This is a genomic window from Pseudomonas sp. GM80 (assembly GCF_000282515.1).
In the GTDB taxonomy this organism is placed as follows: Bacteria; Pseudomonadota; Gammaproteobacteria; order Pseudomonadales; family Pseudomonadaceae; genus Aquipseudomonas.
Genome location: NZ_AKJD01000169.1, coordinates 1 through 21,035, shown reverse-complemented (window position 1 = coordinate 21,035; position 21,035 = coordinate 1). Strand labels below are relative to the sequence as shown.

General features: G+C 60.0%; 15 protein-coding genes. 4 read left to right on the top strand and 11 right to left on the bottom strand.

The window, feature by feature from the left end; genetic code table 11:
- Positions 1-95: 95 nt before the first annotated feature.
- From PMI37_RS23710 to betI, 8 genes are all read right to left on the bottom strand, one after another.
- Positions 96-1,274, bottom strand: a complete 1,179-nt coding sequence (locus tag PMI37_RS23710; protein WP_045123273.1) for an NAD(P)/FAD-dependent oxidoreductase — start codon at positions 1,272-1,274, stop codon at positions 96-98.
- 131 nt (positions 1,275-1,405) lie between these two features.
- Positions 1,406-2,791 carry an ATP-dependent RNA helicase DbpA gene (dbpA, locus tag PMI37_RS23705; protein ID WP_008085781.1) on the bottom strand — a complete coding sequence of 462 codons (1,386 nt, stop codon included), beginning with the start codon at positions 2,789-2,791 and terminating at the stop codon, positions 1,406-1,408.
- Between the two features lie 287 nt (positions 2,792-3,078).
- Positions 3,079-4,506 (bottom strand): multidrug transporter subunit MdtD, encoded by a 1,428-nt coding sequence (gene mdtD, locus PMI37_RS23700; protein ID WP_008085779.1) that lies wholly within the window; start codon positions 4,504-4,506, stop codon positions 3,079-3,081.
- Positions 4,507-4,695: 189 nt separating this feature from the next.
- The gene (locus tag PMI37_RS23695; RefSeq protein ID WP_008085778.1) at positions 4,696-6,033 is read right to left on the bottom strand and encodes a TldD/PmbA family protein; all 1,338 of its coding nucleotides are present in this window, start codon (positions 6,031-6,033) and stop codon (positions 4,696-4,698) included.
- Entirely contained in the window at positions 6,033-7,475 is a 1,443-nt protein-coding gene (locus PMI37_RS23690) for a TldD/PmbA family protein (RefSeq protein ID WP_008085776.1), read from the bottom strand. The genes PMI37_RS23695 and PMI37_RS23690 overlap by 1 nt, the downstream gene beginning before the upstream one ends.
- A 281-nt stretch (positions 7,476-7,756) precedes the next feature.
- Positions 7,757-9,460 carry a choline dehydrogenase gene (gene betA / locus PMI37_RS23685; RefSeq protein WP_008085774.1) on the bottom strand — a complete coding sequence of 568 codons (1,704 nt, stop codon included), beginning with the start codon at positions 9,458-9,460 and terminating at the stop codon, positions 7,757-7,759.
- Positions 9,461-9,638: 178 nt separating this feature from the next.
- Positions 9,639-11,111, bottom strand: a complete 1,473-nt coding sequence (gene betB / locus PMI37_RS23680) for a betaine-aldehyde dehydrogenase (protein ID WP_008085772.1) — start codon at positions 11,109-11,111, stop codon at positions 9,639-9,641.
- 88 nt (positions 11,112-11,199) lie between these two features.
- Complete coding sequence (betI, locus tag PMI37_RS23675) at positions 11,200-11,793, bottom strand: transcriptional regulator BetI (protein WP_008085771.1); 594 nt, start codon at positions 11,791-11,793, stop codon at positions 11,200-11,202.
- A gap of 429 nt (positions 11,794-12,222) precedes the next feature.
- On the opposite strand from betI, the gene betT reads away from it, so the two are divergent.
- Positions 12,223-14,220 carry a choline BCCT transporter BetT gene (gene betT / locus PMI37_RS23665; RefSeq protein WP_008085768.1) on the top strand — a complete coding sequence of 666 codons (1,998 nt, stop codon included), beginning with the start codon at positions 12,223-12,225 and terminating at the stop codon, positions 14,218-14,220.
- Positions 14,221-14,473: 253 nt separating this feature from the next.
- Here the strand turns inward: betT and choV are convergent, their stop codons facing one another.
- From choV to PMI37_RS23650, 3 genes are all read right to left on the bottom strand, one after another.
- The gene (choV, locus tag PMI37_RS23660) at positions 14,474-15,652 is read right to left on the bottom strand and encodes a choline ABC transporter ATP-binding protein (protein WP_008085766.1); all 1,179 of its coding nucleotides are present in this window, start codon (positions 15,650-15,652) and stop codon (positions 14,474-14,476) included.
- The gene (gene choW / locus PMI37_RS23655; protein WP_008085763.1) at positions 15,649-16,494 is read right to left on the bottom strand and encodes a choline ABC transporter permease subunit; all 846 of its coding nucleotides are present in this window, start codon (positions 16,492-16,494) and stop codon (positions 15,649-15,651) included. Before choW ends, choV begins: the two co-directional genes overlap by 4 nt.
- A 66-nt stretch (positions 16,495-16,560) precedes the next feature.
- Complete coding sequence (locus PMI37_RS23650) at positions 16,561-17,508, bottom strand: choline ABC transporter substrate-binding protein (protein ID WP_008085762.1); 948 nt, start codon at positions 17,506-17,508, stop codon at positions 16,561-16,563.
- A 191-nt stretch (positions 17,509-17,699) separates the two neighbouring features.
- Between PMI37_RS23650 and PMI37_RS23645 the strand changes: the two genes are divergently transcribed.
- The 3 genes from PMI37_RS23645 (at position 17,700) to PMI37_RS23635 (ending at position 20,939) form a co-directional block, all read left to right on the top strand.
- Positions 17,700-17,879 carry a hypothetical protein gene (locus PMI37_RS23645; protein WP_045123272.1) on the top strand — a complete coding sequence of 60 codons (180 nt, stop codon included), beginning with the start codon at positions 17,700-17,702 and terminating at the stop codon, positions 17,877-17,879.
- 65 nt (positions 17,880-17,944) lie between these two features.
- A complete protein-coding gene (locus tag PMI37_RS23640) occupies positions 17,945-19,321 on the top strand; it encodes an L-serine ammonia-lyase (protein ID WP_008085760.1) in 1,377 nt (458 codons plus the stop codon).
- Positions 19,322-19,835: 514 nt separating this feature from the next.
- Positions 19,836-20,939, top strand: coding sequence for a GlxA family transcriptional regulator (locus PMI37_RS23635; protein WP_007949927.1), 1,104 nt, complete (start codon positions 19,836-19,838; stop codon positions 20,937-20,939).
- Positions 20,940-21,035 lie beyond the last annotated feature (96 nt).

Here is a 21,035-nt window from a genome sequence, read left to right as displayed (position 1 = left end):
GATCTTTTGATCTTGATCTTAAAAAACAGGATCAAAAGATCGTCCGATCGCGGCCCGAGCCTTCGGCAGCTCCTACAGGGGGAGTGTTGTTTCGGTCAGACGTATTGCGCGGCGGCGTAGCCGGAGGCCCAGGCCCACTGGAAGTTGAAGCCGCCCAGGTGGCCGGTGACGTCGAGCACTTCGCCAATGAAATACAAGCCAGGGCTTTTCAGCGATTCCATGGTCTTGGACGACACTTCTCGGGTATCGACGCCACCGAGTGTTACCTCTGCAGTGCGATAGCCTTCCGTGCCCGCCGGCACGACTTTCCAGCTGCCCAGCTTCTCGGCGATTTCCGCCAGCTCTGCGTGGGTGTACTGCTTCATCGGCTTGGAGACAAACCAGTTATCCGCCAGCAGATTGGCCATCTTCTTGGTGAAAATCTCACCGAGCAGAGTTTTCAATTCACTGTTCGGACGCTCGGCCACTTGCTGTTGCAGCCAGCTCGCCGCGTCGTGATCCGGCAGCAGGTTGATCTCCACTGTATCGCCCGATTCCCAGAACGACGAGATCTGCAAAATCGCCGGGCCGCTGAGGCCGCGGTGAGTGAACAGGATGTTCTCGCGAAAGCTCTGATCGTTGCAGATGACCAGACAATCCACCGACGTCCCGGACAGCTCGGTGCACAATTCCTTGAGCTGATCGGTGATGGTGAACGGCACCAGGCCGGCGCGGGTCGGCAACAGTTCATGGCCGAACTGCTTGGCCACCTGATAACCAAAACCGGTGGCGCCCAGCGTCGGGATCGACAGGCCGCCGGTAGCGATCACCAGCGACTGGCACTGGACCTGACCGAGGGTGGTGTCGAGCAGGTAACCGCTCTCTACTTTCTCGATGGTCTGGATCGACGTGTCGAGGTGCAACTCGACGCCGGCCTGATCGCACTCGGTGAGGAGCATTTCGAGGATGTCGCTGGATTTGTTATCGCAGAACAACTGGCCGAGTTTTTTCTCGTGGTACGGCACGGCATGTTTGCCGACCATGCCGATGAAATCCCATTGGGTGTAACGCGCCAGTGCGGATTTACAGAAATGCGCATTCTGCGAGAGGAAATTGCTTGGCTCGGTGTACATGTTGGTGAAATTGCAGCGGCCACCGCCCGACATCAGGATTTTCTTGCCGGCCTTGTTCGCATGGTCGAGCAGCAACACCTGACGCCCACGCCCGGCGGCGGTCAGTGCACACATCAACCCAGCGGCGCCAGCGCCAATGATCACGACTTCGGTAGAGCGCAAAACGGTGTCCTCACACAATGATCGTTCCCACGCTCTGCGTGGGAATGCTGCCATGGACGCTCTGCGTCCGTTGTTATGTGACGCGGAGCGTCACGGGATGCATTCCCACGCAGAGCGTGGGAACGATCAGGTCAGAGGATGCGGACGCGCAGCGAGCGGCCCTTGATCTTGCCGTCGTTCAGGCGCTGCAAGGCTTGCATGGCCACGGTACGGTCAACAGCGACGTAAGCCTGGAAGTCAAAGATCGCGATCTTGCCAACCTGCGCACCGGGGATACCGGCATCACCCGTCAGTGCGCCAAGAATGTCGCCCGGACGAACCTTGTCTTTACGGCCAGCACCGATGCACAGCGTGGTCATCGGCGGCTGCAGCGGGGCGAGGCCCTGGGACTTGAGGTTATCGACCTGATCCCAGTTCAGCGGCGATTTTTGCAGTTGCTCGATGGCTTGCGCGCGGTGCGCTTCGCCCGGTGCAACCAGGCTGATCGCGATGCCTTTCTCGCCAGCACGACCGGTACGGCCGACGCGGTGAATGTGGATTTCCGAATCGCGCGCCAGTTCGACGTTGATCACCATGTCCAGCGCATCGATGTCCAGACCACGGGCGGCAACGTCGGTGGCGACCAGTACCGACGTACTGCGGTTGGCGAACATCGCCAGCACCTGATCGCGATCACGCTGTTCGAGATCGCCGTGCAGGCCGACGGCGGAAATGCCTTTGGCGGTCAGGTGATCGACGGTTTCCTGCACTTGCTGCTTGGTGAAGCAGAACGCCACGCACGAAGCAGGGCGGAAGTGGTGGAGGACTTTGGTCACCACGCTCATGCGATCTTCCGGGGAAATCTCGTAGAAGCGCTGCTCGATCTGCGTGTCATCGTGGAACGCTTCGGCTTTCACCGTTTGCGGATCACGCATGAACTTCGACGCCAGTTGCTTGATGCCCACCGGGTACGTCGCGGAGAACAGCAGGGTCTGACGACGCTCCGGAGTCTTGACGATGATGTCTTCGATGGCGTCGTAGAAGCCCATGTCGAGCATGCGATCGGCTTCGTCGAGGATCAGCGTGTTCAGGCCATCGAGGACCAGCGAACCCTTGCGCAGGTGCTGCTGAATGCGCCCCGGGGTGCCGACGATGATATGCGCGCCGTGCTCCAGCGAAGCGATCTGCGGGCCAAACGACACGCCGCCGCACAGGGTCAGGACTTTGATGTTGTCTTCGGCACGGGCCAGACGACGGATTTCCTTGGCGACCTGGTCGGCCAGCTCACGCGTCGGGCAGATCACCAGCGCCTGGCAACCGAAATAACGCGGGTTGATCGGGTTGAGCAGACCGATGCCGAACGCGGCGGTCTTGCCGCTGCCGGTCTTGGCCTGGGCGATGAGGTCCATCCCCTTGAGGATCACCGGCAAGCTCTGCGCCTGGATCGGCGTCATCTGGGCATAACCGAGGGATTCGAGGTTAGCCAGCATGGCGGCGGACAGCGGCAGAGTATTAAAAGCGGTGGCGATGGTGGTCACGGGACTGGCCTGCAAAACAAAATGTCGCGCAGTGTAGCAGCCCCGTGCCACTTTCCTCGAAAGTTCTGGACGAACAGCGAGTGAATTTGAGCCTAGGCTTTCCTGACTACAAATAAACCTGTGGCGAGGGGATTTATCTGTGGCGAGGGGATTTATCCCCGTTGGGGTGCGCAGCACCCCCTATACCCGCCACCTCGGTATATCAGACCCATCGCATTCAACCTTTTGGGGCTGCTGCGCAACCCAACGGGGATAAATCCCCTCGCCACAAAAGCCACCATGGCAAATTAATGTTCGATGTGTTCTTCCGGACGCTTGGCGCGGCGGCCGTCTTCTTTCGACAGTTGCGAGAAGATCGTCGCCGCGAGCATCGCCATGATCCCGACGGTGACGAAGGTCAGTTGGAAGGCACCGAGCACAGTCTCCACACCATCATTACCGACCTCCGCCGTAAACCCGCCAAGCAACGCACCGGCGCACGCCACGCCCAGACTCAACGACAACTGCGCGACCACCGACAGCAAGCTGTTGCCGCTGCTGGCGCTGGCGTCATCCAGATCGATCAACGTCACCGTGTTCATCGCCGTAAATTGCAGCGAGTTGATCGCGCCAAGCACCGCCAGCAGACACAACAGCAACCAGTACGGAGTCTGTTCGCTGACCAGCCCCATGCTCGCCAACATGATCCCCAGCGCCAGCGTGTTGCCGGTGAGGACGATGCGGTAACCAAGCCGCTCAATCAGCGGTCGCGCCACCCACTTGGCGATCATCGCCGCAGCCGCCAGTGGCAGCATGCTCATCCCCGCTTGCGACGGTGAATAACCCAGCGCCACTTGCAGCAGCAACGGCACCAGAAACGGCAACGCGCCGCTGCCCAGACGCGCAAACAGGTTGCCAAGAATGCCGACGGCAAAGGTGCGGGTCTTGAACAGCGACGGCGCAAACAGCGGGTTTTCGATGTGCCCGGCGCGCAACCAGTATGCCGCCAGACAGGCCATGCCGCCGAACAGCAGCAACATCACCCGCAGGTGCGGCAAGTGCAGTTCGCCGAGGCCTTCCATGGCGATGGTGATGAGGATCATCGCCGCGCCGAACAGCAGGAAACCCAAACTATCGAAGCGAGTACGCTCGGTGCCGCGCAGGTCGGGGATGAACTTCCACACCGCATAGCAACCGATGACGCCGACCGGCAGGTTGATCAGGAAGATCCAGTGCCACGTCAGGTATTCGACCATCCAGCCGCCCATGGTCGGGCCGATCAACGGGCCGAGCAGACCGGGAATGGTGATGAAGCCCATGATCCGCACCAGTTCGGATCGCGGATAAGCACGCAACACCACCAGGCGCCCGACCGGCAACATCAGCGCACCGCCCAGGCCCTGAATCACTCGGGCGCCGATCAGCATGCTCAGGCTGCTCGACAGCGCGCAAAGCAAAGAGCCGAAGCTGAACAGCAGGATCGCGCCGAAGAAGATTTTCTTGGTGCCGAAGCGGTCGGCGATCCAGCCTGAGGCGGGGATCAGCAATGCCACGGTGAGCATGTAGGCAATGATCACACCCTGCATGCGCAACGGATCCTCGGCGAGATCGCGGGCCATGGCGGGCAGGGCGGTGTTGAGAATGGTGCCGTCGAGGGACTGCATGAAAAACGCAATGGCCACGACCCACGGCAACCAGCGGGCGGTGATGGCGTCGAGAGGCGGGCGGTTGGGCATGGAACCTCTGATGGGTGGTTAATCCAGATTCTTGTTCAAACATGAAACCCTGTGGCGAGGGGATTTATCCCCGCTGGAGTGCGCAGCAGTCCCATTTTTTGGGGCCGCTGCGCGACCCAGCGGGGATAAATCCCCTCGCCACAGTTTCTATTCCAACAGTTGATCCCCTGTGTGCCGGGGATCTTTGTTTTACAGGGTCAAGGTCAAACGGCTGACCAACGCGCCCGGCAGCAATGCCGACGAGGTATTGCGCTGGCTGTACGTACTCGCCGACAAAAGCAACTCGCGCTCTGCCGTCAGCGCCTCCAGTTGCGAACCCAGCAGACTGTAAGCGCTGTCGTCAAAACGCATGGTGCTCACCGGCGCCTGAATTTCGCCGTTCTCGACCCAGAAGGTCGCAAAACGAGTCATACCGGTCATGCGCGCCGCCGGTTGATCCGAGAAGTTCAGGTACCACAGGTTGCTGATGTACAACCCGGTGCCCAACTGCTTGAGGATCTCTGCCTGAGACAGATCACCGGCAGCCATGTTCAGCGCACTCGGCGATTCACCGCCGCTGGCACCGTTGGCCGTCAAGCCGTATTCGGCGGCACTGCGCGAGCCGACCAGTTGATCGCCAGCCTTGCCCTCAACGATCAAACGCAGATCGCTGCGCGGATAACCCTCACCGGAAAACGCCGGGCTCAGCGATTCGCTGACTTTCTCGTCCAGCGACACCAGCGGACTGAACGACTGGTCGCCGACATACAGCTTCTGCAACGGGCTGCTTTTGCTGGCAATCGACTGCGCCGAGAAACCACCCCAGCTCAACATGCCCATGATTTCTTCCAACGCCGCCGGTGCCAGGTACGCGCGGTATTGTCCCGGTGCCAGAGTCCGCAGCGGGCGCCCGAGAAATTCCAGTTGCTCGCGAGCCTGCTGGAAACGCTTGGCGAAACCTTCACTGCTCCAGTCATGCCCGGCGTAGCTGGCTTTCACCGCTTCGCCGTTGTCATGGAACAGGCTGAAATCAAAGTTGAAGCTGTTGGCCTGATGCCAGCCAAACGCCCCTGAAGAACTGGCAAAACCACGGCTGATCGGGCCGGCAGCATAAAAGCCAACCAGGTCCAGACCTTCAGCCGCCGCGCAGATTTCATCGACCACCTGTTCCGTGTCCGGCAACGGATGTTCCTGCACGTTCTGGCTCTGCCAGCCGTTGTGATTGAGCAGCAGATACGGATCCTGCGGCAACAGCGGCAAGGTTTCGCGCAGTTGTTGCAGGCCTTCGGCGAGGCGTTGCAGATCGCCTTCCTGATCACCCGAGAGGGTGACTTGCAGGTCGGCATGACGGCCGTCGTTGATCAGCTTCAGAACGATGTTGGCCTGCTGCACCTGCCCGGCCTGACGCACTTTGGCGTGATTGAAACGCACGAACGCCGAGGATTCGGCGGCAAAGCTGAGGGTGAATTGCTCCGGCTCACGGACGCTGTCGCGCAGCCAATTGACCATGACCTTGAAGGCGTCGGACTGACTCTTCGAAATGCTCATCAGGCGTCTCCCCCAAACACATCAACGTTGCTGAATACACAGGCCGGCGAAGCGTGGCCGACGCGGATCACCTGGTTCGGTTCGCCCTTGCCGCAGTTCGGCGTGCCGAGCACCTTGACGGTGTTGGCGTCGCCGACGGCGCGCAGGCTTTTCCAGAAGTGCGCGGAAATCGCCCGGTAGTTCGGGTTTTTTACCACGCCTTTGAGTTCACCGTTCTCGATCAACTGGCCCCATTCGCAGCCGAACTGGAATTTGTTGCGCGCATCGTCGATCGACCACGAACGGTTGGTGCTCATCAAAATGCCGTGCTCGATGCCTTCGATCAGTTTGTTCAACGGCTGATCACCCGGTTCGATATTGAGGTTGGCCATGCGGTCGATCGGCGCGCGGTTCCAGCCGCAGGCGCGGCTGTTGGCGACGCCATCCATGCCGGCACGGAATTGCGACAGCGCACCGCCCAGCGGCCGCAGCAGCAGGCCTTCGCGAATCAGAAATTGTTTGCTGGCCTGGCTGCCGTCGTCGTCATGGCCATAGCTGGCGAGCTCTTCGGGAATGCCCGGATCGAAGGTCACGTTGAGCAGTTTCGAGCCGTATTGCAGGCTACCGAAGTCGCTGGCTTTGACGAAACTGGTGCCAGCGTAATTGCGCTCGTCGCCGAGGATGCGGTCGAGTTCCAGCGGGTGGCCGATGGATTCGTGGATCTGCAGCATCATCTGATCGGGCATTAACAGCAGGTCGCGCGGGCCTTGCGGGGTGTTCGGTGCGAGCAGCAGTTGCAGCGCCTGATCGGCGACCTGCGGGCCGGCGCCGATCAAGCCGCAGCGGCTGATCACATCAGCGCCGCCCTGTTGGCCGAAGTTTTCGCGGCCGAGGCTGCGGGTCTGGCTGTCGTTGCCGTCGTAGGCGGTGACGTCGAGGCCTGGATAGACGAAGCGCTGGGCCTGGCGCAATTCAGCCCCGGCGCTGCTCAGGTAGATCTGTTCGACGTGGGTGATGCCGATGCTCACTTCCCAATTCACCAGGCGCTCATCCTTTGGCACCGAGGCGGATTCCGCACCGAGCAGCTCGAAGCATTCGCTCAGGGATGGAAAGGGTTGTTCGAGATTGGGTGAAAAGTAATCAGCGCGGTCGCTGGACACCGGCTGATCACGCAGGTCGAGCAAGGCGTGCGGCTTGAGCCGGCGGGCTTGCAGTTCGGCGCGTTCAAGCGCGGCTTGCAGGCCTTGTTGCGACAAGTCGTTGGTGGCCGCGTAGGCCTCAACGCCATTGACGCGAACGGTGAGCATCGCACCTTCGTCTCGGCTCAGGCTTGGTGGTTCGGCGACGTTCTTGCGTACCGACAGGTACTGTCCGGACTCGCGTACATACCGCAGGGAAAAAAACTCAGCGCCCGTGCGCAAGGCAGCGAAGCGCTGCTTGAGCTGGGGGTGGAAATCGAACATTCGGGAACCTCCTTGTCAGGGGGAAGCGGTAGAGCTACGGCGAGGAAGGGGGGTGAAACGGTGCGCGAGGTCTAGAGTAGGCCTGCGTGGGGGTAGGATCAAGTGAAGAGGGGGTGTAGGGGGTTTTACTGTGCAGCGAGGGAATTTGTGCTGAATCTCAGGGCCCCATCGCTGGCAAGCCAGGCTCCCAAAGGTTTTTTGCTGAACACGATATGTGTGAACGACACAAAACCCTGTGGGAGCTGGCTTGCCAGCGATCAGCCTTGATGCGCTATCAAGTCTTACTGAGCAGCCGGGGTGATATCACGCATCGGCTTGCCTTTGACCGGCGCATCGCCCGCAACATAGTACGGTGCGGTGCTGCGTGGCAGCGGCTGGCGGCCACGGATCTTGTCGGCGATTTTCTCGGCGATCATGATCGTCGGCGCGTTCAGGTTACCGGTGGTGATGATCGGCATGATCGAGGCATCGACCACACGCAGGCTCTGCATGCCGTGCACGCGACCTTCGCCATCCACTACAGCCATCTCGTCGGTGCCCATCTTGCACGAGCAGGACGGGTGGAACGCGGTTTCGGCGTGCTCGCGAATGAACTTGTCGAGTTGCTCATCGGTTTGCACTTCGATGCCCGGGCTGATTTCGCGGCCACGGAAAGCGTCCAGCGCAGGCTGCTGCATGATTTCACGGGTCAGGCGGATGCCGTCGCGGAATTCCTGCCAGTCTTGCTCGGTGGCCATGTAGTTGAACAGGATGCTCGGGTGCTGGCGCGGGTCTTTCGACTTGGCCTGGATGCGACCACGGCTCGGCGAACGCATGGAACCCATGTGCGCCTGGAAACCGTGTTCTTTCACACCGTTGCTGCCGTTGTAGTTAATCGCCACCGGCAGGAAATGGTACTGAATGTTCGGCCATTCGAATTCCGGACGCGAACGGATGAAACCGCCGGCTTCGAACTGGTTGCTGGCGCCGATGCCGGTGCCGTTGAACAGCCATTCGGCACCGATGGCCGGCTGGTTGTACCAGAGCAGCGACGGGTACAGCGACACCGGTTGGGTGCAGGCGTATTGCAGGTACAGCTCAAGGTGATCCTGCAGGTTTTCACCAACGCCTGGCAGGTCGTGAACCACCGGGATGTCGAGCGACTTCAACAGTTCGGCCGGGCCGACACCGGAGCGCTGCAGAATCTGCGGCGAAGCGATAGCGCCGGAGCACAGCAGCACTTCTTTACGCGCTTTGGCTTCAACGCGCTCTTCCGCCGAACCGACCAGGTAACGCACGCCAACCGCACGCTTGCCTTCGAACAGAATCTTGTCGGTCAGGGCGTGGGTGACGATGGTCAGGGTCGAACGCTTTTTCGCGGTGTCGAGGTAGCCACGGGCGGTGGAAGCACGACGGCCGTTCGGCGTCACGGTGCGGTCCATCGGGCCGAAGCCTTCCTGCTGGTAACCGTTCAAGTCTTCGGTGCGCGGGTAACCGGCTTGTACGCCAGCTTCAACCATGGCGTGGAACAGCGGGTTGTTGCCTGCCTTCGGCGTGGTCACGCTGACCGGGCCTTCGCCACCGTGGTAATCGTTCGGGCCGATGTCGCGGGTTTCGGCTTTGCGGAAGTACGGCAGGCAGTCGAGGTACGACCAGTTTTCCAGGCCCGGCAGTTTCGCCCAGCCGTCGTAGTCCATCGCGTTGCCACGGATGTAGCACATGCCATTGATCAGCGAAGAACCGCCGAGGCCTTTGCCGCGACCGCATTCCATGCGGCGACCGTCCATGTGTGGCTCGGCGTCGGTTTCGTACGCCCAGTTGTAGCGACGACCTTGCAGCGGGAACGCCAGGGCGGCCGGCATTTGCGTGCGGAAGTCGAGACGATAGTCAGGGCCGCCTGCTTCGAGCAGCAAAACGGTGACGCCGGCGTCTTCAGTCAGACGGGTCGCCAGGGTGTTACCGGCCGAGCCGGCACCGATGATGATGTAATCGAATTCTTGGGACATTGGATGCACCCTCTTTAGATATGGTCAGGTCTGACCTCGGCGAGTGCTGCGCACTCGAATCGCTGGCAAGCCAGCTCCCACAAAGATTGGGGGCTGCCACAGATTTGATGGACGACCCCAAACCTGTGGGAGCTGGCTTGCCAGCGAAGAGGCCTTCGCGGGCAATGCAAATCTCGGGTTAGAACACCGAAACGTAATCGCCCAGCTCGACCTGTACCGATTTGATGCGGGTGAAGTTGTTCAGCGAGCTGATGCCGTTCTCACGGCCAACCCCCGACTGCTTGTAGCCGCCGACCGGCATTTTTGCGTCGGACTCGCCCCAGGCGTTGATCCAGCAGATACCCGCTTCCAGTTGATGAATCACGCGGTGGGCGCGGTTCAGGTCTTTGGTGACGATGCCGGCGGCCAGGCCGAAGTCGGTGTCGTTGGCGCGGCGGATCACTTCTTCTTCGGTTTCGTAGGAGAGGATCGCCATCACCGGACCAAAGATTTCTTCACGAACGATGGTCATGTCGTCGGTGCAATCGGTGAACACGGTTGGCGCGACGAATGCGCCTTTGGCGAATTCGCCGTCGGTCAGACGGTCGCCGCCGCACAGGACGCGGGCACCTTGCTCTTTACCCTTGGCGATGTAGCCGAGCACGCTTTCCATGTGCGCGAAGCTGACCAGCGGGCCGAAGTTGGTGTTTTCGTCTTCCGGGTTGCCGATGCGGATGCGTGCAACGCGTTCAACGATCTTGGCTTCGAAAGCGGCTTTCAGGTGCGCTGGAACGAACACGCGAGTGCCGTTGGTGCAGACCTGACCGGAGCTGTAGAAGTTGGCCATCATCGCGGTGTCGGCAGCGCGGTCGAGATCGGCGTCGTCGCAGATGATCAGCGGGGACTTGCCGCCCAGTTCCATGGTCACGTCTTTCAGCGACGAAGCCGAAGCGCTGGCCATTACTTTCTTGCCAGTGTCGGTGCCGCCGGTGAAGGAGATTTTTTCGATGCGCGGGTGCTCGGTCAGCCAGGTGCCGACTTCACGGCCGCTGCCGGTCAGCACGTTGAACACACCGTTTGGAACGCCGGCTTCGGTGTAGATCTCGGCCAGTTTCAGGGTGGTCAGCGAGGTGACTTCGCTTGGCTTGAAGATCATCGCGTTACCGGCCGCCAGGGCTGGCGCGGATTTCCACAGCGCGATCTGGATCGGGTAGTTCCACGCGCCGATGCCGGCAACCACGCCCAGCGGCTCGCGACGGGTGTAAACGAAAGAAGTGTCGCGCAGTGGAATCTGCTCGCCTTCGATCGCCGGCACCAGGCCTGCGTAGTATTCCAGCACGTCAGCGCCGGTAACGATGTCGACGTACTTGGTTTCGGAGAAGGATTTACCGGTGTCCAGGGTTTCCAGCGCAGCCAGTTCATCGTTGCGCTCGCGCAGGATGTCGACGGCGCGACGCAGGATGCGCGAACGCTCCATGGCGGTCATCGCGGCCCAGATTTTCTGGCCCTTTTCAGCGCTGACCACGGCGCGCTCGACGTCTTCCTTGGTCGCACGTTGCACCAGTGCGAGGACTTCACCGTTAGCCGGGTTGATGGCTTCGAAGGTGGCATCGCTGCCGGCGTCAGAGTACGCGCCATCGATGTAAAGTTTTTGCAGTTCGAAACGGGCCATAGTGTCCTCGCAAGTGCATTGGTGGTTGGCGTTGACCACCGCGGTGAGGCTGCGGTGGCGTTCAGGGGCCGAGCGTTTTCTGTGTGCTCTAGCTCACCTTCTTGGCCAATTGGAAATCCATGTATTCGTAAGCGATCTGTTGCGCCTGCGCCGTGTCGAAAGCGTCTCCCGACAAAGCGCCGCGCAACCACAAGCCGTCAATCAACGCTGCCAGGCCACGCGCTGCGCTGCGCGCATCTTCGAGCGGCAACACGCGGCGAAACTGGCAGCACAGGTTGGAATACAGACGGTGATCGTTGATCCGCTGCAACCTGTGCAATGACGGCTGGTGCATGCTGGTGGCCCAGAAGGCCAGCCAGGTTTTCATTGCCGGGCCATTGACCTGGCTGGCGTCGAAGTTGCCTTCGATGATCACCTGCAGATGCGCCCGTGGGCTGTCATCTGCCAGCGCCTGACGGCGCGCGGTGACGCTCTCGCTGAGGGCCGTCATCAGATACCGCATCGTGGCGGCAATCAGGCCGTTCTTGTCCTGAAAGTAATGACTGATGATGCCATTCGAGACACCGGCCAAACGGGCGATCAGCGCAATGCTGGCGTCCCCCATTCCGACCTGATCGACCGCCTGCAAAGTGGCTTCGATCAGTTGTTGGCGGCGGATGGGTTGCATACCGACCTTGGGCATCTTGCACATCTCCTTAGGCCTTCCGAGCGGCGAATGACGCCTATCGGATTGACGGCCAGTCTATTTTGTTTTGATTGAACGTTCAATCAACAAAGAATAAGATCTGCGACAAATCGTCGCTGCCTACAGATTTTTCCTACGTGTAAGTGGCGATAAAACCGACATCCGAAAATGCTCGAAACCTGTATGGGGCATGGCGCGGTTCGCGATTCGATGGACGTGTTGAAAGGGCAAGACGCTCAGGGCCAGGTTTCGGATGAACGTCCGTCCACCTTCGGCCACGAAAGCGATTCGCAGCGCCATTTCGGCAGGTTCGGGCTTTTTTCGGGGTGTCTTTATATCACCCGCCGGTCGGCTGCCAACTAACCGATTGGTCGGGTTCCGTGTTGCCTTGTGTTCTTCTCTCGCACTGCCTGGAGCATTTGTGCCATGAGTTCTGCCTCGCTTATAAAGACCCCGCCCGAGAAGGTGACGGTCAACGGTTGGGTGTTTTACACCTCTACCGCGCTGATTCTGTTGTTGACCGCCATTCTGATTATCGCCCCGCAAGAGGCCGGCAGACTGTTGGGTATCGCTCAGGCCTGGTTGTCGCGCAGCTTCGGCTGGTACTACATGGTGGTGATTGCCGCCTACCTGGTATTTGTCGTGGGCCTGGCGTTTTCCTCGTACGGCAAACTCAAACTGGGCAGCAAGGACGACACCCCGGATTTCAGTTACGGCGCCTGGGCGGGGATGTTGTTCTCGTCGGGTATCGGTATTTCGCTGCTGTACTTCGGCGCATCCGAGCCGCTGGATCACTATTTCAATCCGCCGGAAGGCGCATCGGCCAGCAACATGGCCGCGCGTCAGGCTGTACAGCTGACTTTCTTGCATTGGGGCCTGCACGGCTGGGCGATCTACGCACTGGTCGGCTTGGCTGTTGCTTACTTCGCTTACCGTCATAACCAGCCGCTGGCCTTGCGTTCGGCACTGTATCCGCTGGTCGGCGAGCGTTGGGTAAAAGGCGCGGCCGGTCACGCTGTGGACGGCTTCGGCATGTTCGTGACCCTGCTGGGTCTGGTGACGAACCTGGGGATTGGTTCGCTGCAAGTGTCCTCGGGCCTGGAAAACCTGTTCGGCATGGAACACAGCAACACTAACCTTTTGATCGTGATCATCGTGATGAGCACCGTGGCGACCATCGCTGCCGTGTCCGGCGTGGAAAACGGCATCCGCCGTCTGTCCAACCTGAACATCGTGCTGTTCAGCGGTCTGCTTATTTTCGTGCTGTTGTTCGGCCCGACTTTGCACCTGCTTAACGGCTTCGTGCAGAACATCGGCGATTACCTCAATGGCATCGTGCTGAAAACCTTTGACCTTTATGTGTACGAAGGCGACAACGCCAAGTCCGAGCGCTGGATGGGCCTGTGGACTCTGTTCTACTGGGCATGGTGGATTTCCTGGGCGCCATTCGTAGGCATGTTCATCGCGCGTATTTCCCGTGGTCGTACCGTGCGTGAACTGGTCGCCGGCGTGCTGCTGATTCCACTGGGCTTCACTTTGGCCTGGCTGTCGATCTTCGGTAACTCGGCACTGGATCTGGTGATGAACCATGGGGCGGTGGAGCTTGGCAAGACGGCGCTGGAACAGCCGTCGATGGCGATCTATCAATTGCTTGAACATTACCCGGCGTCGAAAGTCGTCATCGGTGTGTCGATCTTCGTTGGCTTCGTGCTGTTCCTGACCCCGGCCGATTCTGGCGCGGTGATGATGGCGAATCTGTCCTGCAAGGGCGGCAACGTCGACGAAGATGCGCCGCACTGGCTGCGGATCTTCTGGTCGGTGGTGATCACCTTGGTGACCATCGGTCTGCTGTTTGCCGGTAACTTCGAAGCCATGCAAACCATGGTGGTGCTGGCCGGTCTGCCGTTCTCGGTGGTGTTGGTGTTCTTCATGTTCGGCCTGCACAAGGCGATGCGCCAGGACGTGCAGATCGAACAGGAGCAAGCGCAACTGGCAGAGCGCGGTCGTCGCGGTTTCAGCGAGCGTCTGACGCAACTGGATCTGCAGCCGAGCCAATCGGTGGTGCAGCGTTTCATGGACAAGCAAGTCAGCCCGGCGCTGGAAGACGCCACCGCGCAGATGCGTGCGCAGGGTCTGGAAGTGCAGACGCTGTTGGGTAAATCCAAGCGCTGCATGGGCGTGCGCGTCGAGATGGAAGAGGGCAACCCTTTCGTTTACGAAGTCAGCCTGGACGGTTATCTGGCGACGCCGACTGAATCGGCGCAGTCCGATGAAGCACGCCAGCGTTACTACCGCGCTGAAGTGTATTTGCACAACGGCAGCCAGGATTACGACCTGATGGGCTTCACACAGGATCAGATCACGCGGGATGTGCTCGATCAGTTTGAAAGCCATCGGCAGCTCCTTGGCCGGGTGTATAGCTAAGACTTGAAGTTCTGCAGTGCAATCAGCCGCACCGCAGAACCATTGTGGCGAGGGGATTTATCCCCGATGGGCTGCGAAGCAGTCCTGCAACCGTCAAACGCGGTTTTCCTGGATTACCGCGTTTGACGACTTGGGGCCGCTTCGCGGCCCATCGGGGATAAATCCCCTCGCCACAGATCCTGTATTCACAGCTGAATATCTGCACTAACAAAAACGCCGCGATCCTCTCGCGGCGTTTTTGTGTCCGGGGTTGTTACCCGAGGTTCTTGCCCAGCAACGCGTGATACAGCTCGCTGTCGCCCAGGATCCCCACCACATGATTGTTATCGTGCAGCACCAGTTTGTTGCCGGTCTGATAACGAATCTGCAAGGCGTCACGCATGCCGATGTTCGAGTCCACCAGCGTCGGCTTGCGCTCCAGCCCTTCTACCGCTTGCCCCGGCGCCCAGTTCTGCAGGTCCAGCACCGAACCGTTCTGCCGCGCGCCCTTGATGGTGTTGCCTTCCGCCAGGTCCAGCCACGAATCACCGCCCGGATCCAGGCACACCGAACCGTTGATGCGTTTGCACTTGTCCAGCGTGCGCATCAGGCTGCGCCCGCAGAGCACGTTGAGCGGATTGGTGTGCGCGACAAAGGTCCGCACATAGTCGTCCGCCGGGTTCAGCACGATCTCTTCCGGCACGCTGTACTGGATGATCCGGCCGTCCTTCATGATCGCGATGCGGCTACCGAGCTTCAGTGCTTCATCAAGGTCGTGACTCACGAACACAATGGTCTTGCTCAGCTTGCGTTGCAGTTCCAGCAGTTCATCCTGCAGGCCCTGACGGATCAGCGGGTCGAGTGCCGAGAACGGTTCGTCCATCAGCAAAATATCGGCGTCCATCGCCAGCGCCCGCGCCAGACCGACACGCTGCTGCATGCCGCCAGAGAGTTCGTCGGGCTTCTTGTTGCGCCATTGCGTCAGGCCGACCAGTTCGAGTTTGTCGTCGACCAGTTTGCGCCGTTCTTTCTCCGGACGACCCTGCATTTCCAGACCGAAACTGATGTTCTCGCGCACCGTCAGCCATGGCATCAGGGCGAACTTCTGGAAGACCATGGCGATGCGTTTGGTGCGCATCATTTTCAGCTCGGCGGGGGTGCAGGAGGCGATGTCGATCTGCTTGCCCTCATGCTCGACGAACAGCTTGCCACGGCTCACGGTGTTGAGGCCGTTGATGCAGCGCAAGAGGCTCGACTTGCCCGAACCGGACAGGCCCATCAGTACACATATTTCGCCTTTGTTGATGTCCAGCGTGGCTTTTTCCACGCCGACGATCTGCCCGGTTTTCTTCAGGATCTCGTTGCGGGTCATGCCCTGATCGAGCAGCTTGAGCGCCTCGCGTGGATCCTTGGAGAAGATTACGTCTACGTCTTCGAAGCGAATTATGCTCATGCGTCACCCCCTACTTTGGCGTCGGGTTGTTTGCAGATACGGTCGAGCATGATCGCCAGCAGTACGATCGCCAGGCCTGCTTCGAAGCCCAGGGCGATATCAGCAGTGTTCAGTGCGTTGACCACCGGTTTGCCGAGTCCGTCGGCGCCTACCAGTGCCGCGATCACCACCATCGACAGCGACAGCATGATGCACTGGGTGATGCCGGCAGCGATGCTCGGCATGGCGTGTGGCAGTTCGATCCGTGAGAGCAATTGACGACGCGAGCAGCCGAAGGCTTTGCCGGCGTCCATCAGTTCTTGCGGGACATCGCGGATGCCCAGGTAGGTCAGGCGGATCGGCGCAGCGATGGCGAACACCACCGTGGAGATCAGGCCCGGCACCACACCCAGCCCGAAGAGGGTCAGGGTAGGAATGAGGTATACGAAGGTCGGTACGGTCTGCATCAGATCGAGTACCGGACGCATTAATGTGTAGAACATCGGTTTGTGCGCGGCGACGATGCCCAACGGCACGCCGATGACCACGCAGACCAGGGTCGCGAACAGCACCTGGGCGAGGGTTTCCATGGTTTCCTGCCAGTACCCCAGATTGAGGATCAGCAGAAAGGACGCGATGACGAAAACGGTCAATCCCCATTTGCGCTGGATGAAGTGCGCGAGCAGGGCGATGAGGCCGATCAAGACAAAAGGGTTGAACCAGGTGAGCGCAAACGTCACGCCGTGGATCATCGTTTCCAGTGTCACGGCGATTGCGTCGAAGGTGTTGGCGCCGTGTTGCGTCAACCATTCAACGAAGCCCGCGATGTACTGGCCTAAAGGTATTTTCTGATCAATCAGCATGGTAGTGAACGTCCGCATGCGAGGAAATAAACAGCCCGAGGGAGCAAGCTCCCCCGGCATAAGCGATTACTGATTCAGCTTGGCTTTCACGGCCTCCAGGCCAGGTTTACCGTCAATGGTGGTCACGCCAGCGAGCCAGGTATCGAGCACCTGTGGATTCTTTTTCAGCCAGGCCTTGGCGGCCGCGTCAGGCTTCATTTTGTCGTCGAGGATGTTGCCCATCAGTTCGCTTTCCATGTCGACGTTGAACTCCAGGTTCTTCAGCAACTGCCCGACGTTGCTGCATTCCTCGGCGTAACCCTTGCGGGTGTTGGTCGCCACGGTTGCCGCACCGAAATCGGGGCCGAAGAAATCATCGCCACCGGTCAGGTATTGAATCTTGAAGCGCTTGTTCATCGGGTGCGGCGCCCAGCCGAGGAAGACCACGGCGGTGTCGCGTTTTTGCGCGCGATCAACCTGCGAGAGCATGCCCGCTTCGGAGGATTCGACGACTTTGAAACCGGCGGTTTTCAGGCCGAAGGCATCCTTGTCGATCATGCTCTGGATCAGGCGGTTGCCGTCGTTGCCCGGCTCGATCCCGTAGATCTTGCCGTCGAGTTCTTTTTTGAATTTGGCGATGTCGGCGAAGTCGTGCAGACCTTTGTCATACAAGGCTTGCGGCACGGCGAGGGTGTACTTGGCGCCCTTGAGGTTGGTGCGCACGGTTTCCACGGTGCCGGCGTCGCGGTAGGCCTTGATGTCGTTTTCCATGGTCGGCATCCAGTTACCGAGGAACACGTCCATGTTCTTGCCATCGGCCAGCGACTTGTAGGTCACGGGCACGGAGATCATGGTGGTCTTGGTCTTGTAGCCGAGGGCGTTGAGGACAACGGAGGTGGTGGCGGTGGTCGCGGTGATGTCGGTCCAGCCGACATCGGAGAAATTCACGGTACTGCACTGCGCCGGTTCTGCAGCTTGCGCCAGTAACGGCAGACTCAGCATGGCGGCCAATAACAACGACGGGGAACCTTTCATGGATGGACTCCTTGGTGTTTTTTTTGGCAGTGTTCCGACTGTGGACCACCGCACTTATAGGTTGCGGTTGGATGGCGTTCTGGAGACAGCTCTACCACGGCGCCTTGCAATCGAGTCATAACGATCATGTACCAGTGAAAATCTGACGCCTACAGGGGGGGTCGTATCCAGTACAGGGATGGTCGTATCTAGTGTCGGTGACGTCGTTTACAGCTTTTTTCTGCCCCGATCAGCCCTCTGAACCGCACAAAAACGGTGAAAACCGGGGCGAAAACGGCGCGGCGCTGGTGGACATGAGTGCGTCGGTGCCAGACGCCGTGCGTTCCGACAAAAGCCTGATGATGCGGGCATTCCGGCGGATCGCAGCTTGAGCGTAGCAGCTCCGCCAGCGGGCGCTTTCGCGTCCCGGACCGGCATCCTCAGGAGCTCTGCAGCAATGGCTATCAGCGTTTTCGACCTGTTCAAAATCGGCATCGGCCCTTCCAGTTCCCACACCGTCGGGCCGATGCGCGCGGCGGCGTTGTTTGTCGAGTCGTTGCGGGGCCAGCATCAACTGGAACAGGTGCGGCGGATCGAAGTGCAGCTGTTCGGTTCGCTGTCAGCCACCGGCATCGGTCACGGCAGCGACAACGCGGTGATCATGGGCCTGATGGGCGAATGGCCGGACGCAATCGACCCGGCGCAGATTGGCCCGCGCATTCAGGCACTGCGTGAAACCGACACGCTATTACTGGATGGTCGTTTATCGGTGCCGTTTGTCTGGGCGCGGGACATGCGTCTGATCGATGAGAATCTGCCGTTCCACCCCAATGCCATGACGATTGTTGCCGAAGGCGATCACGGCGAGCTGCATCGCGATACCTACTATTCAGTTGGCGGCGGTTTTGTCGTGGATGAAGCGCAGGCGTCCAGCGGTGTCGTCGATCTGGATCGTACTGAATTGCCGTATGACTTTTCCAGCGCGGTTGAACTGCTGGATCTGTGCAAGAAGAACAACTTGCGCGTCGCTGAATTGATGATGGCTAACGAGAAGGTCTGGCGCAGCGAGGAAGAAATCCGCGCCGGGCTAATGAAACTGTGGCGGGCGATGCAGGATTGCGTCGAGCAGGGGCTGAAACACGAAGGCATCCTGCCCGGCGGTTTGAATGTGCGGCGGCGTGCGGCGAAGTTGCATCGCAGTCTTCAGGAATTGGGTAAGCCCAATGTGATCGGCTCGACGCTGAGTGCGATGGAGTGGGTCAACCTGTTTGCGTTGGCGGTGAATGAAGAGAACGCAGCGGGCGGTCGCATGGTTACGGCGCCGACCAATGGCGCGGCGGGGATCATTCCGGCAGTGCTGCACTACTTTATGAAGTTCAGCGAAGCGGTGACGGACGCCAACGTGGTCGACTATTTCCTCGGTGCAGCGGCGGTGGGGATTCTGTGCAAGAAGAATGCTTCGATCTCTGGCGCTGAAGTCGGCTGTCAGGGTGAGGTCGGTTCAGCGTGCGCGATGGCGGCGGCGGGGCTGGCGGAGATTCTCGGCGCCACGCCGGAGCAGTTGTGCAACGCGGCGGAGATTGGCCTGGAACACAACCTTGGGCTGACCTGCGATCCGGTCGGCGGTCTGGTGCAAGTGCCGTGTATTGAGCGCAATGCGATTGCCGCGGTAAAAGCGATCAACGCGGCGCAGATGGCGCTGCGCGGGGATGGTCAGCACTTTATCTCGCTGGATCGGGTGATTCGCACCATGCGCGATACCGGGGCCGACATGCATGACAAATATAAAGAGACATCGCGCGGTGGCCTGGCGGTCAGCGCTGTGGAGTGCTGAGACCGCATCGGCCCAATCGCGAGCAGGCTCACTCCTACAGGGGAACGCATTCCAAATGTAGGAGTGAGCCTGCTCGCGATAGCGCTAGACCAGTCAAAACTGCGCGCTAAGTGAACACGGTCAATAAACCACGCCACCTTTTAGCGCGTCGCAATCAGATAAGAGTCTTTCCCAGCTGTTACACGCGCCCAGCCCTCCTACCGTCTGTCACCCGTGCTTGCGGTGACACTCCCCGCAAACCGCGCGCAGGCCAGTTCCCACAAGTGCTACCGATTTGCTCACAGCCACCTGAACCGCGCTTTCCCCGTCGCTGATGGCACTTCGAAATACCTTTCGTCGGACGGCTCGTATAGACGCGTCGCGACGTCGTTTTCAGGAGTTATTGAACGGCCATCCAATTTTAGGCATGGCAATTGCTCTGTCATAACAAAGCCCGTCTCCCACGCGAGAACGCTGGCAATAACAAGAGCCTCCGCCTGAGGCCATCACCCGCTTTGTGTGAGGAGATACCGCGATGACGTCGTTCAACTCCGGGGCCCAACCCCAGAACCGTGCGCCTCAATCCATCGGCTTTCTGCTGCTGGACAATTTCACGCTGATTTCTCTGGCCTCCGCAGTAGAACCCCTGCGCATGGCCAACCAATTGTCCGGTCGCGAGCTGTATCGCTGGAGCACCCTCACCGTCGATGGCGGCCAGGTGTGGGCCAGTGACGGTCTGCAAATCACTCCCGACGCTTCCATGCACAAAGCCCCGCCACTGGACACTGTGATCGTCTGTGGCGGCATCGGCATTCAACGCACCGTCACCCGTGAGCACGTCTCGTGGCTGCAAAGTCAGGCGCGTCAGTCCAAGCGTCTCGGCGCCGTGTGCACCGGCAGTTGGGCACTGGCCTGCGCCGGGTTGCTCGACGGTTTCGATTGCAGCGTGCACTGGGAATGTCTCGCGGCGATGCAGGAAGCTTTCCCGCGCGTGGCCATGAGCACGCGTCTGTTCACTCTCGACCGTAACCGTTTCACCAGCTCCGGCGGCACCGCGCCGCTGGACATGATGCTGCACCTGATCAGCCGCGATCACGGCCGTGAACTGTCCGCCGCGATCTCGGAAATGTTTGTCTATGAGCGCATTCGCAACGAGCAGGATCACCAGCGCGTGCCGCTCAAGCACATGCTCGGCACCAATCAGCCGAAACTGCAGGAAATCGTTGCGCTGATGGAAGCCAATCTGGAGGAGCCGATCGACCTGGATGAATTGGCGGTATACGTCGCCGTGTCGCGTCGACAGCTGGAGCGGTTGTTCCAGAAATACCTGCATTGCTCGCCGTCGCGTTACTACTTGAAGCTGCGTTTGATCCGCGCGCGGCAACTGCTCAAGCAGACGCCGATGTCGATCATCGAAGTGGCTTCGGTGTGTGGGTTTGTATCGACGCCGCACTTCTCCAAGTGCTACCGCGAATACTTCGGCATTCCGCCGCGTGACGAGCGCGTAGGTTCCAATACCACCCAGCAAGTGGCGATGCTGCCGCTGCCGCAAGCGATTGTGATGTCGCCGCTGTCGGGGCCGATGTCGGCGTTGAGTCAGGCGCGCAATGAATCGACGTTTGCCAGCGTAAGGCTCTGATAAGGATCGTTCCCACGCTCTGCGTGGGAACGCAGACCGGGACGCTCTGCGTCCCAAAGGGCCGAACGCGGAGCGTCCGTTGAGGCATTCCCACGC